The sequence below is a fragment of the Frankia alni ACN14a genome, assembly GCF_000058485.1.
GTDB lineage: Bacteria > Actinomycetota > Actinomycetes > Frankiales > Frankiaceae > Frankia > Frankia alni.
Map to the genome: position 1 here is coordinate 3500381 of NC_008278.1, position 15444 is coordinate 3515824.

General features: G+C 73.9%; 14 protein-coding genes. 4 read left to right on the forward strand and 10 right to left on the reverse strand.

The annotated features are described in order from the left end of the window. Positions 1–123 precede the first annotated feature (123 nt). Genes FRAAL_RS14070 through FRAAL_RS14080 form a run of 3 tightly spaced genes read left to right on the forward strand, consistent with a single transcriptional unit; the run spans position 124 to position 3572 of the window. Positions 124–1008: an alkaline phosphatase family protein gene (locus FRAAL_RS14070; RefSeq protein ID WP_011604367.1), complete on the forward strand. Its 885-nt coding sequence runs from the start codon at positions 124–126 to the stop codon at positions 1006–1008. Positions 1009–1014: 6 nt separating this feature from the next. Then, entirely contained in the window at positions 1015–2505 is a 1491-nt protein-coding gene (locus FRAAL_RS14075) for an MFS transporter (protein WP_197537270.1), read from the forward strand. After that, the gene (locus FRAAL_RS14080) at positions 2502–3572 is read left to right on the forward strand and encodes a TolB family protein (protein WP_011604369.1); all 1071 of its coding nucleotides are present in this window, start codon (positions 2502–2504) and stop codon (positions 3570–3572) included. Before FRAAL_RS14075 ends, FRAAL_RS14080 begins: the two co-directional genes overlap by 4 nt. 60 nt (positions 3573–3632) lie before the next feature. Here FRAAL_RS14080 and FRAAL_RS14085 read toward each other — a convergent pair whose 3' ends face one another. Together FRAAL_RS14085 and FRAAL_RS14090 are read right to left on the reverse strand one after the other, a co-directional pair. Beyond that, positions 3633–3974, reverse strand: a complete 342-nt coding sequence (locus tag FRAAL_RS14085) for a nuclear transport factor 2 family protein (protein WP_011604370.1) — start codon at positions 3972–3974, stop codon at positions 3633–3635. Then, a complete protein-coding gene (locus FRAAL_RS14090) occupies positions 3971–4684 on the reverse strand; it encodes a TetR/AcrR family transcriptional regulator (protein ID WP_041939311.1) in 714 nt (237 codons plus the stop codon). The genes FRAAL_RS14085 and FRAAL_RS14090 overlap by 4 nt, the downstream gene beginning before the upstream one ends. Positions 4685–4773: 89 nt before the next feature. Between FRAAL_RS14090 and FRAAL_RS14095 the strand changes: the two genes are divergently transcribed. Further along, on the forward strand, positions 4774–6030 hold the full coding sequence (locus tag FRAAL_RS14095; RefSeq protein ID WP_011604372.1) for an FAD-dependent oxidoreductase: 1257 nt from the start codon (positions 4774–4776) through the stop codon (positions 6028–6030). A 95-nt stretch (positions 6031–6125) separates the two neighbouring features. Here FRAAL_RS14095 and FRAAL_RS14100 read toward each other — a convergent pair whose 3' ends face one another. From FRAAL_RS14100 to FRAAL_RS14135, 8 genes are all read right to left on the reverse strand, one after another. Beyond that, positions 6126–7073: a ParA family protein gene (locus FRAAL_RS14100; protein ID WP_011604373.1), complete on the reverse strand. Its 948-nt coding sequence runs from the start codon at positions 7071–7073 to the stop codon at positions 6126–6128. 398 nt (positions 7074–7471) lie between these two features. Next, entirely contained in the window at positions 7472–8416 is a 945-nt protein-coding gene (gene pheA / locus FRAAL_RS14105; RefSeq protein WP_011604374.1) for a prephenate dehydratase, read from the reverse strand. Positions 8417–8575: 159 nt separating this feature from the next. Further along, on the reverse strand, positions 8576–10000 hold the full coding sequence (locus tag FRAAL_RS14110) for a dihydrolipoamide acetyltransferase family protein (protein WP_011604375.1): 1425 nt from the start codon (positions 9998–10000) through the stop codon (positions 8576–8578). A 4-nt stretch (positions 10001–10004) separates the two neighbouring features. After that, entirely contained in the window at positions 10005–10991 is a 987-nt protein-coding gene (locus FRAAL_RS14115) for an alpha-ketoacid dehydrogenase subunit beta (RefSeq protein WP_011604376.1), read from the reverse strand. Beyond that, entirely contained in the window at positions 10988–12178 is a 1191-nt protein-coding gene (locus tag FRAAL_RS14120) for a thiamine pyrophosphate-dependent enzyme (protein WP_011604377.1), read from the reverse strand. The genes FRAAL_RS14115 and FRAAL_RS14120 overlap by 4 nt, the downstream gene beginning before the upstream one ends. Before the next feature lie 873 nt (positions 12179–13051). After that, positions 13052–13438, reverse strand: coding sequence for an ester cyclase (locus FRAAL_RS14125; protein ID WP_063822708.1), 387 nt, complete (start codon positions 13436–13438; stop codon positions 13052–13054). A 223-nt stretch (positions 13439–13661) separates the two neighbouring features. Continuing rightward, positions 13662–14498: an undecaprenyl-diphosphate phosphatase gene (locus tag FRAAL_RS14130; protein ID WP_011604380.1), complete on the reverse strand. Its 837-nt coding sequence runs from the start codon at positions 14496–14498 to the stop codon at positions 13662–13664. 173 nt (positions 14499–14671) lie between these two features. Further along, complete coding sequence (locus FRAAL_RS14135) at positions 14672–15349, reverse strand: DedA family protein (protein ID WP_041939313.1); 678 nt, start codon at positions 15347–15349, stop codon at positions 14672–14674. Positions 15350–15444 lie beyond the last annotated feature (95 nt).

The following is a 15444-nucleotide window of genomic DNA, read 5'->3' on the forward strand; positions in this document are numbered from 1 at the left end:
GCCCGCCTGTTTAACTCTTCTTCCTCTGCGCAGTACTGACCACGGTCCGTGGACCCCCTAACCTGACCTGGATCTTCAGCGAGGGCCCGCGCTGATTCCTTCGTAACTGCCGGAGGTCTCACCTTGTCCGTTCTCACCCGTGTCCGGCGTTCGCGCCTGGCGCTGGGCTCCCTCGGCGCGGCCAGCCTGGCGGCCGCCGTGTTCGGAGTGTGGGCTGCCGCCCCCGCCCAGGCCGCGGGTCTGCCCGCGCCCGACCACGTCGTCGTCGTGATGCTCGAGAACCACAGCTACTCGCAGGTCATCGGATCGTCGAGTGCGCCCTACATCAACTCGCTGAAGAGCGGCGGCGCGAACCTCACCGCGTCCTACGCCCTGACCCATCCCAGCCAGCCCAACTACGTCGCGCTGTTCTCCGGCGGCACCCAGGGCATCACCGACGACGCCTGCTACACCCCGGGATTCAGCAGCGCCGCCAACCTCGGCTCCGAACTCATCGCCGCCGGCAAGACGTTCGGCAGCTACAACGAGGGCCTGCCGTCGGCCGGGTCGACGGTCTGCACGAACAGCGCCACCAAGTACGCCCGCAAGCACAACCCGTGGTTCGCCTTCAGTAACGTGCCGACGAGCACCGCGCACACCTTCGCCCAGTTCCCGACGAACTACTCGACGCTGCCGAAGGTCTCGTTCGTCATCCCGAACCTGTGCAACGACATGCACGACTGCTCGGTCGCCACGGGCGACACCTGGCTGCAGAACAACCTCGGCGCCTACGCCACCTGGGCGAAGACCCACAACAGCGTGCTCGTGGTGACCTTCGACGAGGACAACTCGCAGAGCGGCAACCGCATCCCCACGGTGTTCTACGGCCAGCACGTCACCGCGGGCAGCAGCACGTCGACGACCTACAACCACTACAACCTGCTGCGCACCCTGGAGGACCTCGGCGGGCTGACGACGCACGCCGGCAACGCGTCGAGCGCGTCGGACATCACCGGCATCTGGAGCTAACGGCCGGTGTACGTCGCGGACACCCGCACCAGACCGGCAGGCCCGGGGGCGCCCCCGGGCCTGCCGGCCCCGCCGCCGGCGACCCGGGCGCCGGCATCCCCGGAACTGGCATCCCCGGAACTTGCATCCCCCGAGCCGGCGGGCCGCCCACCATCGCACCTCGCGCGGCGGGCCGTGCCCGCCACCGTGCTGGTCCTCGGCGCGGTCAGCCTCATCACCGACGTCTCCGCCGAGATGGTCACCGCCGTGCTGCCGCTGTACCTGGTGACCGGGCTGGGCCTGTCCCCGCTCGGCTTCGGCCTGCTCGACGGCATCTACAACGGCGCCAGCGCGTTGGTCCGCCTCGTCGGCGGCCACCTCGCCGACCGCGGCCGGCGCCACAAGGCGATGGCGGCCCTCGGCTACGGGCTGTCCGCGCTGTGCAAGCCGGCGCTGCTGATCGCGCACAGCCTGGCGGGGATCGGCGCCGTCCTCGCGGTGGACCGCACCGGCAAGGGGCTGCGCACGGCCCCGCGGGACGCGATGATCTCGCTGGCCGCCCCGCCCGAGGCCCAGGGCCGTTCCTTCGGCGTGCATCGGGCGATGGACACCGCCGGTGCCCTGCTGGGCCCGGTCGTCGCGGTCGTCGTGATGCACGCGGCCGCGGACGGGTTCGACGCGGTGTTCACCGTCAGCTTCTGCGTCGCGGCGACCGGGGTCGTCGTCCTGCTGCTGTTCGTACCCGGTCGCGTGTCCCAGCCCGAGCCGGCCGGGAGTGAGCGCGCCGGGAGTGGGCCGACGGGGAGTGGGCCGACGGAGAGCGGGGCGACGGAGGGCGGGCGGGGCGAACAGGCGGTTGTGTCCCTGCGCGCCGCCGTGAGGCTGCTCGGTGACCGCGCGCTGCGCCGGCTCGCCCTGTGCGCGTTGCTGCTGGGCCTCGCCACCGTCAGCGACTCGTTCCTGTATCTGATCCTGCAACGCGACCTGAACCTGTCGGGCGCGTGGTTTCCGCTGCTGCCGCTGGGCACGTCCGCGTCGTTCCTGCTGCTGGCGGTCCCGCTGGGACGCGCAGCCGACCGGTTCGGCCGCTGGCGCGTCTTTCTCGCCGGGCACGGTGGCCTGCTCGCGGCGTACGGCCTCCTGCTCGCGTCGGTGGGAGGCACGGTGGCGGGAGGCAGGGTGGCGGGGGGCACGGCGGTGGGCGTCGTCGTGCTCGTCCTGCACGGCGCCTTCTATGCGGCGACCGACGGGGTGCTCATGGCCGCCGCGGCCGGGTCGGTTCCGGCAGGGCTGCGCTCCAGCGGACTGGCCCTGGTCCAGACGGGGCAGGTGGGCGCGCGTTTCGCCTGCTCGCTGCTGTTCGGCGCCGCCTGGACGGCCTGGGGTGACCGTAGCGCCCTGGCCGCCGCCACCGTGGCACTCGCGGCCTGCACCGCCGCCGCCGTCGCGCTGCGTCCCGGGCGGGCGGCGCCGCCTCCTGCACCGGCGGCGCCGCGGTCAGGGCAGGAGGCCTGGTGAGCATCCGGGCTCGTCTCGCCGTGCTCGTCGCGGTCGTCGTGGTGCTCGCCGGGGTCGCCACCGCGGCCGTGGTGCACGCCTCCGGGCGCGCCGCGCGACGTGACGACCAACAGGCCGGCGGGCCCGTGATCCGGCCCGGGCGGGTCGTGCTCACCGCTGCGGCCGGCGCGGGCACCACCGCGCCGGCGAGCGGGGCGGCGAGCGCGACGGCGGGGGAGCGGCTGGTGTTCCGCTCGACGGCGTGGGGTCCGCACCGCGACGAGCTGGTGTCCGTGCCGGCCGCGGACCCGGCCGGGCCCCGCACCGCTTCCGGCGTGCGTTGCCTGCGCTTCCACGCCGCCGGCGGCACCGGCATCTGCCTTCGCCGAGTGCCGGGCGTGGTGGGGGAGAGCTACCGGGCGGTGGTGCTCGGCGCGGACCTGCGCGAGCGGCGCGACTACCCGCTCGGCGGCATCCCCACCCGCGCCCGGGTCTCACCGAGCGGACGCATGGCAGCCTGGACCGTGTTCGTCAGCGGCGACTCCTACGCGGGCACCGCGTTCTCCACCCGCACGTCCATCCTCGACACCCGCACCTGGCGGCTGGACGACACCCTGGAGGACTACCGGATCGTCCGGGACGGCCGGACCTACCGCAGCCCCGACGCGAACTACTGGGGGGTGACGTTCGCCGACGACACCCACTTCTACGCCACGCTCGCCACCGGCGGGCAGACCTACCTGGTCCGCGGCGACGTCGCCGCCCGGACGGTCACCACCCTGCGGGCGAACGTCGAATGCCCGTCACTGTCCCCGGACGGCACCCGGCTGGCGTTCAAGAAGCGGGTGGCGAGCCTGCCCGTCGACGCGCCGTGGCGGCTGACCGTCCTGGACCTGCGGACCATGCGCGAGACCGCGCTGGCCGAGCAGCGCAACGTCGACGACCAGGCGCTCTGGCTCGACGCCCGCACCCTCGCCTATGCCCTGCCCGGCGACTACGGCAGCGACCTGTGGGCCGTGCCCGCCGACGGCGGCGGCAGCCCGCGGCGCCTGACCACGGCGGCGCTGGCTCCCGCCGTGGTCGGCTGACCGGGCCCACGGCCTGACCGGCGACGCGGCCTGACCGGCGACGCGGCCCGACCGGGCGGCTCAGGCGGACTTGCGGGGCAGGCTCCAGTAGTCGCGGTTGACGGCGATCCGGCCCTCGCGCAGCGAGCCGAAGGAGGACCCGCGGATGCCGGCCGGCTGCATGACCCACTCGATGGCGTAGGTGGCTCCGTCGGACAGGGTGGTGACGACGTCGTAGGTGGTGCCCGCCGTCTGGCTCAGGGCGTTGTCGATGAACGCCCGGGCCTCGTCGGTGCCGGCGGCGCCGTGGCCGGTCGGGACGTCCTCCAGCACGACGTCCGGGGTCAGGGTGGCCAGGATTGCGTCGGTGTCCTGCTTGTTCCAGCCGGCGAAGTAGTCGTCGATGACGGTGGTGTCGCTCATGGTCGTGTCTCCTCCGTGAGGGCGGGCCGCGCCGGGCCCGCCGAGTCGATCGGGTTCGGGTCGATCGGGTTCGGGTCGATCGGGTTCGGGTCGATCGGGTCGGCGACGGGCGGCGCGGCCGCCGGTACCGTCGCCAGCACGCGGCGCAGGGCGCGTTCGAGCGTCGAGAGGTCGTCCAGGCCCGGCCCGCTGACGCCGGCGGCGGCCAGGCTCGGATGCGTGCCGCCGGCCGCCACCAGCCCGCGGGCCGCGAGCCAGCCGGTGAACAGCAGGTAGGTGGCGGTGAACAGCTCGACCGCCGCGGGCTCCGGCAGGCCCGCGGCGCGCAGGATCGACAGCGCCGTGCCGGTGAGCCGGCCGGCCGCGGCGGAGGGCAGCGACGCCGTCAGCGCCCGCATCCCGGTGCCCGGGTAGCGACGGAACGCCTCGTCCATCGCGGTGACGAGCCCGACGTACTGGTCCACCCAGGGCGCGGCCGGATCGAGCTCGATGCGGATGTCGGCGGCGACCGCCTCGACGACCCGGTCGGCCAGATCCTCGCCGCCGCGCAGGTGGTAGTGCACCGCGGGCGGGGTGACGCCGAGCTCGTCGGCGACGGCGCGCACGGTCAGCCGGTCGAGGCCGCCGCGCTCCACCACCCGTAGTGCGGCGTCGAGCACGTCGCGCTGGGTCAGCGGCGCCGGCTGCGTCCCGCCACGCCTGCGTGCCACCGACCGCCTCCCGCCCCGAATCTCCGGACCGCCCGAGGCTTCATTATGCCATAGTAAATCACTGCGGTCACGACCTGAGGGAGGCCGAAATGCGCAGCGACATCGACGGCGACCTGGACAACGACGTCGTCGTCATCGGGGGCGGGGTGGGCGGCTGCGCGCTCGCCGCCCGCCTGGCCACGGCGGGTCTGGGCGTCACGGTGCTGGAGCGCGAGCGCGTCTACCGCGACCAGATCCGCGGCGAGGCGATCGCGCCGTGGGGCTTTCGCGAGGCCGTCGAGCTGGGCCTCGGCGACACGGTGCTCGGCACCGAGGGCGCGTCGGTGATCAGCCGGATGGTGCCCTACGACGAGATGCTGACCGTCGAACGCGCCCGCAGCGCTGCGATGGACCTGTCCACGACCGTGCCCGGCGCCCCGGGGATCATCGGCGTGGGCCATCCGGAGCTGCGCGAGGCGCTCGCCACCGCGGCGGCCAAGGCCGGCGCGACCGTCGTGCGCGGCGTCGGGCGGTCCACGGTGGAACCGGGCCCGGCGCCGTCGGTCACCTACGAGCTGGACGGGGCGCACCACACCGTGCGCGCCCGGTTCGTCGTCGTCGCCGACGGCAAGAACTCCGCGACCCGCACGGCACTCGGCATCCCGATCACGGTGACCACCCCGCGGGTGATGCTCACCGGGCTGCTCGTCGACGACGGCGGCGCGTGGGACCGCGCCGAGACGACGCTCGGCGTCGACGGGCGCAACCAGTACGTCGTCGTGCCCCGCGGCGCCGACCTGATCCGGCTCTACATCGCCCGGTCCGCGACCGACCCCGAACGGTTCAACGGGCCCGAACGGGTGGCCCGCTTCCTGGCGGCGTACCGCTCACCGGCGCTGCCGTGCCCCGACGCGCTCGCCGACGCCACCCCGGCCGGGCCGTGCGCGACCTTCCCCATGACCGACGCCTGGACCGACAACCCGCTGCTCCCCGGGATCGCGCTGCTCGGCGACGCCGCCGGTTGGAGCAACCCGGTCACCGCCCAGGGGCTGAGCATCACCCTGCGCGACACCCGGGTGCTCGCCGAGGCCCTGCTCGACACCCCCACCTGGACCCCGCAGACGCTGCGCGGCTACGCCGAGGAACGCGGCGAGCGGATGGCACGGCTGCGCTTCGCCACCGCGCTGACCGATCTGCTGTCCGCGTTCGGCATGCCCGAGCGGGCGGCGAAGCGCCGGCGGATGACGAAGCTGCTGCGCGAGCGCCCGGACCTCGGCGCCGCGCTCGGCGCCGTCCACGCGGGCCCCTGGGCGCTCGGCCCCGAGGCGTTCTCCCCGGACATCCTCACCACCCTCGCCCTCGCCTGACCGCAGCTGCTGGCGGCCGGACACGGGTAGACCCTCCCCGTCAGGCTCGGGTGACGTCTGCGATGGCGGACCGGCCGACGGTGGGGCAGCGGGGCTCAGGCGGTCGCGCGGGCATCGGCGGCGAGGCGGCGCAGGAACTCCTCGACCACGTCGACCAGCTCCCCGACGACGTCGCCGGGCACGTCGGGACTGAGCACGGCCGGCAGTTCGGTCTCGGCCGAGCCGGCGAAGCTGCGGGTGCTCAGCCGGACCATCGACTCGAACAGGGGAACCCCGAGGCTGGCGGCCTGGTGGATGTGGGGCCGCAGGAAACTGGTCGGCTGGCCGCGGTAGTACTGGACCATCATGAGCACGACGCCGAGCACCCGCGGCTCCAGGCGTTTCGCCGCGGGATGCACGCCGGACTGCAGGTCGGCGACCCGGTTGTACTCCCAGACGTAGCGGCGCAGCTTGCCCAGCAGGTGCTCGATGCCCAGCGCGGAGAAGTTGTCGGGCCGGGCCGGGATGAGCACGTGGTCGCAGGCGGCGATCGCGGCGCGGGTCATCACCCCGAAGTGCGGTGGGCAGTCGATGAGGACCAGGTCGTAGTCGCTCATCCCGGGGGAGGCCAGGCCGGTGGCGAGGCGCTGGTAGACGTCGAAGTAGTGGCGGGTGGACCGGTGTGCCTGCGCCCCGCCCAGGTGGGCGGCGAGGTTCATCTCGATGTCGCCGAGGGACAGGTGCGAGGCGAGCAGGTCGAGTGTGCCGCCGCGCTCGGCGACGGCGGTGGCGGCGACCGGCGGGGTCGTCACGTAGCCGGCCAGCGGCGGCGGGAGGGTCTCCGGCCGCCACGACTCGAACCAGGCCTTCACGGTCCTGCGGTTCTCGGCGAGCTCGGTGCGCCAGACCTCCGGCTGGTAGAAGGAGAAGGTGAGGTTCGCCTGCGGGTCGAGGTCGATCAGCAGGACGCGGCGGCCCAGCCGGGCGATGGCGGCGCCGATGTTCGCGGTGAGCGTCGTCTTGCCCACCCCGCCCTTGTAGCTGGCGATCGCCACGACCTTCACCGCATCCTCGCTCCCGGTCGTGCGCCCCGCCCGACGGCGCGGTGACGTCTCCTCGTGCCCGGCCGGACCTGCGACATGCTCCGTGTCCGGCTCACAAGCAGACTACGGCCGTCGGGGATTCGCTGGCCGCCGCGGATTCGGTGACCGCCGCGGATGCGGTCCCGTGGCCCGGGACGAACACCGCCGCGACGGCCCGCCGCGCCGGTCCGGCCGGCCGGTGGGGTGGCCGGATCGGGCGATGCGCCCACCGCCCGGTGCGGGGGCGCCGAGCGTCCGCGAGCCCCGCGCGACGGCGCCGGGCGTCCCGCGCGCGGGCCCGCCCGGGCAGGGTGCGGCCGGGGCGGACAGGCCCGTTCCGGCCGGTGCGGTGGCCGCATCGGGCGCCCCTGCGCGGACGGTCACGGTTCCCGTTCGTCGCCGTGGCCGTCCAGGCAGCGGGTGAGCCAGTCGGCCGCCGCGGTGAACTCGCGGTCCGACTCCTGCGAGCGCACGGACGGCGCCAGACCGTCGGCCCGCGGATAGGACCCGAGGAAGCGCACCTTCGGGCAGATCCGGTACAGCCCCATCAGGGCCTCGCCGACCCGGCGGTCGCTGGCATGACCCTCCGCGTCGAGGGAGAAGCAGTACTGGCCGAGGCCCTCGCCGGTGGGGCGGGACTCGATCCGCATCAGGTTGACCCCGCGCACGGCCCACTGCTGGAGCAGCTCCAGCAGCGCGCCGGGGTGGTTCTCGGCCAGCCATGCCACCGCGGACGTCTTGTCCGCCCGGGTGGGCGCGGCGATGCGGCCGGGACGGCCGAGCAGGACGAAGCGGGTCGTGGCGTCGGCGGCGTCGTTGATGTCCGTCACCAGCGCCTCCAGGCCGTAGAGGCGGCCGGCGAACTCCCCGGCGAAGGCGCAGTCGAAGCGCCCGTCGCGGACCAGGCGCGCCCCTTCGGCGTTGGACGCGGCCGACTCCCACTCGGCGTGCGGCAGGTTCGCCGCGAGCCAGCGGCGCACCTGGGCCTGGGCGACCGGATGGCCGGTGACCGTCTTGACGTCCTCCAGGGTGGTGCCCGGCCGCACGAGCAGGGCGAAGCTGATCGGCAGCAGCACCTCGCGGTAGATCATCAGGGGGCTGCCGGTGGCGAGCTCGTCGAGGGTGGTGGTCACGGCGCCCTCGACGGAGTTCTCGATCGGCACCAGCGCGCCGGCCGCGTCGCCGCTGCGTACCGCGTCCAGCGCCGCCGTCACGGAGGCGGAGGGAACCAGCTCGCCGGTCGCCGCCTCCGGCAGCGTCTGGAGCGCGGCCTCGCTGAAGGTCCCCTCGGGGCCGAGGTAGGTGTAGCGGGCCTGGGCAGGCAAGTCAGACCTCCTGGGACCGGATCGGGCAGCACCCGTCGTCGGGCGCTGCGTGGAAGGTCGGATGCTGCGTGGCTGGCAGGGATGCGCCTGGCAGGGATGCGCCTGGCAGGGATGCGGCTGGCAGGGATGCGGCTGGCAGGGATGCGCAGCGGACGGGGGTCAGAGGTGGCGCAGCAGCGCGGTGGGGTCCTCGACGGCGTCGGCGACGAAGCGCAGGAACGCCCCGGCGGTCGCGCCGTCGCACACCCGGTGGTCGAAGGTGAACGACAGCTGCACGACGCTGCGTACGGCCAGCGCGCCGTCCACCGCCCACGGACGGGGGACGATCCGGCCGACCCCGAGCATCGCCACCTGCGGGTGAGCGATGATCGGCGTGGACCCGTCGACGCCGAAGACGCCGTAGTTGTTCAGCGTGAACGTGCCGCCCGTCAGCTCGGCCGGGGTGAGCCGGCCCCCGCGGGCGGCCGCGGTCAGCCGGGTGAGCTCGGCGGACAGCCGAGCCGTCGTCATGTCCTCGGCGTGGTGCACCACGGGCACGGCCAGCCCGCGCGGGGTCTGCGCGGCGAACCCCAGATGGACGCCGCCGTGGCGACGCACGCCGGTGGCGCGGCCGTCGGAGTCGGTGACGACGGACGAGTTCAGCTCGGGCGCGCGCAGCAGCGCCGCGACGCAGACGCGGGCGAGGAGCGCGAGCAGCCCGATCCGCGGTTCGGCGCCGCCGGCGTTGAGGGTGTCGCGGGCGGCGAGCAGGCCGGTGGCGTCGGCGTCGACCCAGCAGGTGGCGTCGGGCACCTCGCTGCGGCTGCGGGTGAACGTCTCCGCGGCCCGCCGCCCGATCGCGTCGAGGGGGACGATGGTGGCGTCGGACTCGGCGGGCTGCGGCGCGGGGGCCGGCGTGCCTTCGACGGCGGCCTCGACATCGCGGCGCATGATCAACCCGCCCGGGCCGCTGCCGGTCACCACCTGCAGGTCGACGCCGTGGTCGCGGGCGAGGCGACGCACGAGGGGGGACACGACCGCGACCGCGGTCCGCGCGGCCGATCCCGAGGGCTCGGCCGAGCCGGCCACCCCCGCGGACCCGCCAGATCCCACGGACCCGGCCGATCCGGCCGATCCGGGCCGCCCGGATGATCGCGACGGTCCGGAGGGCATCGCCGGGCGCGGCGTCGGGATGGTGCCGACCCGCCGGCGGCGGGGCCGGACCGGCTCGGTGCTGACGCCATAGCCGACGAGGATGTTTCCCGACCCCGACCCCGATCCCGACCCGGACCCGGACCTCGGACCGGAGCCCGATCCGGAGCTGGCGGTGGAACCCGGGGCCGAGGGGGCCGTCGCCGAGTCGTCGACGGCCACGGTGATCAGCGCCGCGCCGACGGGGACGCCGGTGCCGGCGGGGCCGGCCAGCGAGGTGACGACGCCGGCGTAGGGGCAGGGCACCTCGACGACGGCCTTGGCGGTCTCCACCTCGGCTACGGGCTGGTCGACGGTGATGACGTCCCCGACGTCGACGAACCAGCGGACCACCTCGGCGGAGGTCAGCCCCTCACCGAGGTCGGGAAGGGCGAAGGCGCGTACCGCGGCCACGGGCTCACTGCTCCCACTGGAGTCGGGCGACGGCGTCGAGGATGCGGTCGACGCTGGGCAGATGGTGCTTTTCGAGCATGGGCGGGGGGTAGGGGATGTCGTAGCCGGTCACCCGCAGCACGGGGGCGGCAAGGTGGTGGAAGCACCGCTCGGTGACCCGGGCGGCGATCTCCGCGCCGACTCCGGCGAAACCCGCCGCCTCGTGGACGACGACGGCGCGGCCGGTCGCGCGCACCGCCGCGCAGACCGTCTCGTCGTCGAACGGCACCAGCGAGCGCAGGTCGACGACCCCGAGGTCCCAGCCCTCCGACCGGGCGGCGGCCGCCGCCTCCAGGCAGACGGGCAGCGACGGGCCGTAGGTCAGCAGGGTCGCCGAGGTGCCCGGCCGGCGCACCATCGCCCGTCCGATCGGTGGCACCTGGGCGGTCGAGACCTCGGCCGGCGAGAAGTCCGCCGCCGACCAGTAGAGCCGCTTCGGCTCCAGGAAGACCACGGGGTCGTCCGAGGCGATCGCCGAACGCAGCAGCCCGTAGCTGTCGGCGACGGTGGCGGGGGTGACGACGTGCAGGCCGGGGGTGTGCGCGTAGTACGCCTCGCTGGAGTCGCTGTGATGCTCCACCCCGCCGACGCCCCCGCCGTAGGGCACCCGGATCGTGATCGGCAGGCCCATCCGCCCGCCGGTGCGGTTGCGCATCTTCGCCACGTGCGAGACGACCTGCTCGAACGCCGGGTAGGCGAAGGCGTCGAACTGCATCTCCACGACCGGCCGCAGCCCGTACATCGCCATGCCGACGGCGGTGCCGAGGATGCCCGCCTCGGCCAGCGGGGTGTCCAGGCAGCGCTGCGCCCCGAACTCGGCGGCCAGCCCGTCGGTGACCCGGAACACGCCGCCGAGCGTGCCGACGTCCTCGCCGAGCACGTGGACGCTGGCGTCCTCGCGCAGCGAGTCGCGCAGCGCCGCGTTGAGGGCCGCGACCATCGTCGTGCTCATCGGGCCTGCTCCCCGTCCCCGTCCGCGACCGCTCCGGCGGCGTCGGCGTCGGCGTCGAGGCGTGCCGCGAGCTCGGCGGCCTGCTCGCGCAGCTGGCTGGTCGGCTGCGCGTAGACGTGGGCGAACAGGGAGTCCGGGTCGGGATCCGGCGGGTTGTCGAACTGGGCGCGGATCTCGACGGCGAGGTCCTCGGCCGCCTGCGCGGCGGCGGCCACGCCCGCGTCGTCGAGCAGCCCCGCGGCGCGCAGATGCCCCTCCAGCAGCGTCAACGGGTCGCGTGCCCGCCAGGCGTCGACCTCGGCCGCGCTGCGGTAGCGGGTCGCGTCGTCGGCGTTGGTGTGCGCGTCCAGCCGGTAGGTGACCGCCTCGACGAGCACCGGCCCGCGGCCCGACCGGGCGTGGTCGACCGCCGCGGACAGCACGCTGTGCATCGCCAGCGCGTCGTTGCCGTCGACGAGGCGGCCGGCGATGCCGTAGCCGACCGCCTTGTGGGCGAGCGACGGCGCCGCGGACTGGCTGGCCAGCGGCACGGAGATCGCGTAGCCGTTGTTCTGGACCAGGAACACCACGGGCGCGCCCAGCACCCCGGCGAAGTTCAGCGCCTCGTGGAAGTCACCCTCGCTGGTGCCGCCGTCGCCGACGAGGGCGAGTGCGACGAGGTTCTCCGCGGCGGCGGGATCCGTCGCCGCGCGCAGGCGGGCGGCGTGGGCCAGGCCGACCGCGTGGGGGGCCTGGGTGGCCAGCGGTGTCGACAGCGGCGCGATCCGGTGGGAGTACGGGTCGTAGCCGCTGTGGGCGTGCCCGCGCATCAGCGTCAGCGCGTCCAGCGGCCGCACGCCCCGGGCGACCACCGCGAGGGTGTCGCGGTAGCTCGGGAACAGCCAGTCCACGTCGCGCAGCACCATGGCGGCGGTGACCTGGCAGGCCTCCTGGCCGGTGGACGCGGGGTACACGGCGAGCCGGCCCTGGCGGGTCAGCGTCGTGGCCTGCTGGTTGAAGCGGCGACCGAGGACGATCCGGCGGTACAGCTCACGCTGCACCTCGGCGTCGAACGTCCTGGCCGCCGGGGTGCCGAGGATGCGCACCGGCTCGGGATCGGGCAGTAACGGCGCGGGGTCACGGCGCGGGCCGTGGGAGTGCGGGGGCCCGACGAGGCCGGGTGCGGTGCTGTCGTCGAGGACGGTCATGGGCCACCTTCGGGACTGGGTGGTGGACGGGGGGTGGCTGCCGTGCCCGGGTCTGCGTTGCCCAGGTCTACGCTGCCCCAGGTCAGGGCGGTCCCAGGTCAGGGCGGTCCCAGGTCAGGGCTGTCCCAGACCGGCGCTGTCCGGGGCGCAGGCGGCCCGGGTGGGCGCACCGAGGGCTCCCTGCGGCGAGGTGCGGGCCTCGCGCTGCCGGCCTCACCTCGGCCTCGCTGCGGGGCGTGGCCCGACGAAGCGCCGGCGCGTCCTGCTCCTGTGCCGCGTCCTGTCCCGGGGCTGCGACACGGCCTGCGCTGCGGCTGCTGCCGGGCGGCGTCCGGGCGGCGTCCAGGCGGCGTCGGGGTGGCGTCCGGGTGGGCACCGGGCAGGGTCAGACGGGGGACGCCGTGGCAGCGTGCGGTCCGGCCCGAGGCGGTCCGGCTCGCCGGCAGGCCCGGTTCGGGCGCCGTCGGTGGTCACGATCCGTCTCCACTCACCTACTTCGTTCTGGGGGACCCCGGTGCGTTTCCGGAGTCCGGGTACGCGCTGTGGCCGGCCTCTGCGATTGATTTTCCACCGCCGGCCGACACTTGGATCGTGGCGATAATCACCTTGGGTTGACTCTGGGGCGTGAATTGTTGCGCGGCCCACCTTCTACGTCGTGTAGAAAGGTGGTTGAGGGCACGGGAAACACCGGTGGGACGGTGGCGCGACGGCCATTACGGCGCCTCCCGGCCGGACCCCCGAACTCGAGGCATGCCCAGCTGTCCACGCCGGTGAGGTTTCGATCCGCCCCGCCCCGCCCCGCCGCGCTCGGGCGGGGAACCGGCGGACATGGCGAAGAAGGCGACGACGGCAGGTGTCGTCGAGGGGCTGCGGCTACCCGAGAGCCCCGGTCTGGTGCAGCAGCGTCAGCGCGTCGGCGACGGCCCAGTGTTCGACCATGAGCCCGTCCCGGTACCGGGTGATATCCATGATGGCGAACTCGACCGGCCGGCCGGAGGCGGGAACGCCGAACCACTCCCCGGTGTGCCGACCACGGAACACCTTGTGGGTGGAGACGACGTCGTCCGCACCGATGCAGTGCAGGAGCTCGACCTGGAAGTCCGAGAAGGCCGCATGCAGAGCCTCGGTGGCCACCCGTACCCCGTCCCGGCCGGGACTCTGCCCCGGGCTCGCCGTGTGATTGCGGAAGTCGGCGTGCACAAATTCCTCGACAAGGTCCGCTCGGCCCTGACCCTGTACCCGTTCGACGAAGGTTCGCATGCGCTCGATGTTGGAGCGTGATTCCGCCACGTCGCCTCACCCGTCTCGGCAGCAGGGACAATGTGTGCACCGCGGGAACATGTGCCCGATCGTCCCCGCGGCCACACCCCGGCGGCCCGGCGAGAAGCGGTGACAGAAGCAGGTCTGGAAAGAAACAAGCCGTGACGGCAGGAAGCCGTCACGGCAGGTGGCCTGGTGATCAGGTGATCAGGTGGTCGGGCGGTCAGGCGTTGATCGCGCCCCCGGCGAGCAGGCCGGCGAGCAGGACGGCGACGGCGACGCGGTAGATGATGAAGGCGTTGAAGTTGTGCCGGGCGACGAACTTGAGCAGCCACGCGATGGAGGCGTACGCGACGAAGAAGGACACCACCGTGCCCACCGCGAGCGGCGCGGCCGAGACGCCGCCGCCGACGGCGTCCTTCAGCTCGTACAGGCCGGCGCCGGTCAGGGCCGGAATGGAAAGGAAGAACGACAGCCGGGTGGCGGCGACGCGGTCGAGGTCGCGGATGAGACCGGTGGAGATCGTCGCGCCGGAGCGGGAGAAGCCCGGGAAGAGCAGGGCGAGGATCTGCGAGGTACCGACGATCATGGCGTCGGGCAGGGAGAGGTCGTCCTCGCCGCGCTTGTGCCGGCCGTACTGGTCGGCGAACCACATCAGCGCGCTGCCGGCGAGCAGCGAGGCGGCGACGACCCACAGGGAGGCGAGTGGGCCGTCGATGAGGGGCTTGGCGGCGAGCCCGACGAGGACGACGGGGATCGTCGCGTAGATGACCCACCAGGTGAACGTGTAGTCGTGGTTCGTCCGCGCCGCCGGATTGGCCAGGCCACGGCCCCAGGCGGTGACGAAGCGGCGGATGTCGGCGAAGAAGTAGACGAGGACGGCCGCGATCGCGCCGACCTGGATGACGGCGGTGAAGCCGACGACCGCCTTGTCGTCCACCTGGATGTCCATCAGCCCCTCGGCGATCTTCAGGTGGCCGGTGGAGGAGATCGGGAGGAACTCGGTCAGCCCCTCGACGACGCCGAGGATGATGGCCTGTCCGACGCTGATCGCGCTCACGTGATGGCTGTCCTTGATGGTCTCGGATGCGGTACTCGCCCGGGATGCGGCGCCCGGCCCGGGACGCGCTGCTCGGGCGGTGCCGGCTCGGGATGCGGCACGGGTCTGCGGATTCGGCACTGGCCCGGGCTCGCCGCCGCGGGCGGGCGGAGCCTGACCGGGAGCATGCTAGATCACTGGTCGTGTGAGGACGATGTGACCCCCCCGGGTGCCTGCCCGGGGCGCGCCCGGCGATGGGCGCGGTACTCGCGCAGCACCGGGATGGCCGAGACCAGCACGATCAGCAGCGAGATCGGGATCATGTAGCGCTCGATGGGAATGGTCCGGCCCAGCGCGTAGCCGAGCAGCGTCACCCCGGCGGCCCACAGCACCCCGCCGATCAGGTTGAACGTCGTGAACACCCGCACCGGCATCCGCACGACGCCGGCCAGCGGATTCAGGAACGTGCGGACGACCGGCACGAACCGGGCGAGCACGACGGCCTTGCCGAACCCGTACCTGTCGAGCACCCCGCGGGCCCGCTCGACGTATTCCTGGCGGAAGAACCGGGAGTTCGGCCGCTCGAACAGCCGCGGGCCGGCCCGCCGTCCGATCAGATAGCCGGTCTGCGCCCCGGCGACCGCCGCGACGCAGGCGCCGAGCAGCACCGCGGGCAGGTGCAGGTGAGGTCCTGACGCGGCGGCGTCGCCGGCGCAGAAGGCCCCGGCGAGAAACAGCAGCGAATCACCCGGCAGGAAGAATCCCACGAACAGACCGGTCTCCGCGAAGATGACGACCATCAGGCCGAACACTCCGACGGAGGACACGATCGACGACGGATCGAGAATATTCAGCGCGATATCGCTGGACACGACAGGTCCCTCTCACCCGGGCGGCGACACGACGGCGGCGGGAGAGGCATCGATGATCACCGGCCCGCCGTCACCCACCCTGCCGGGACGACGAT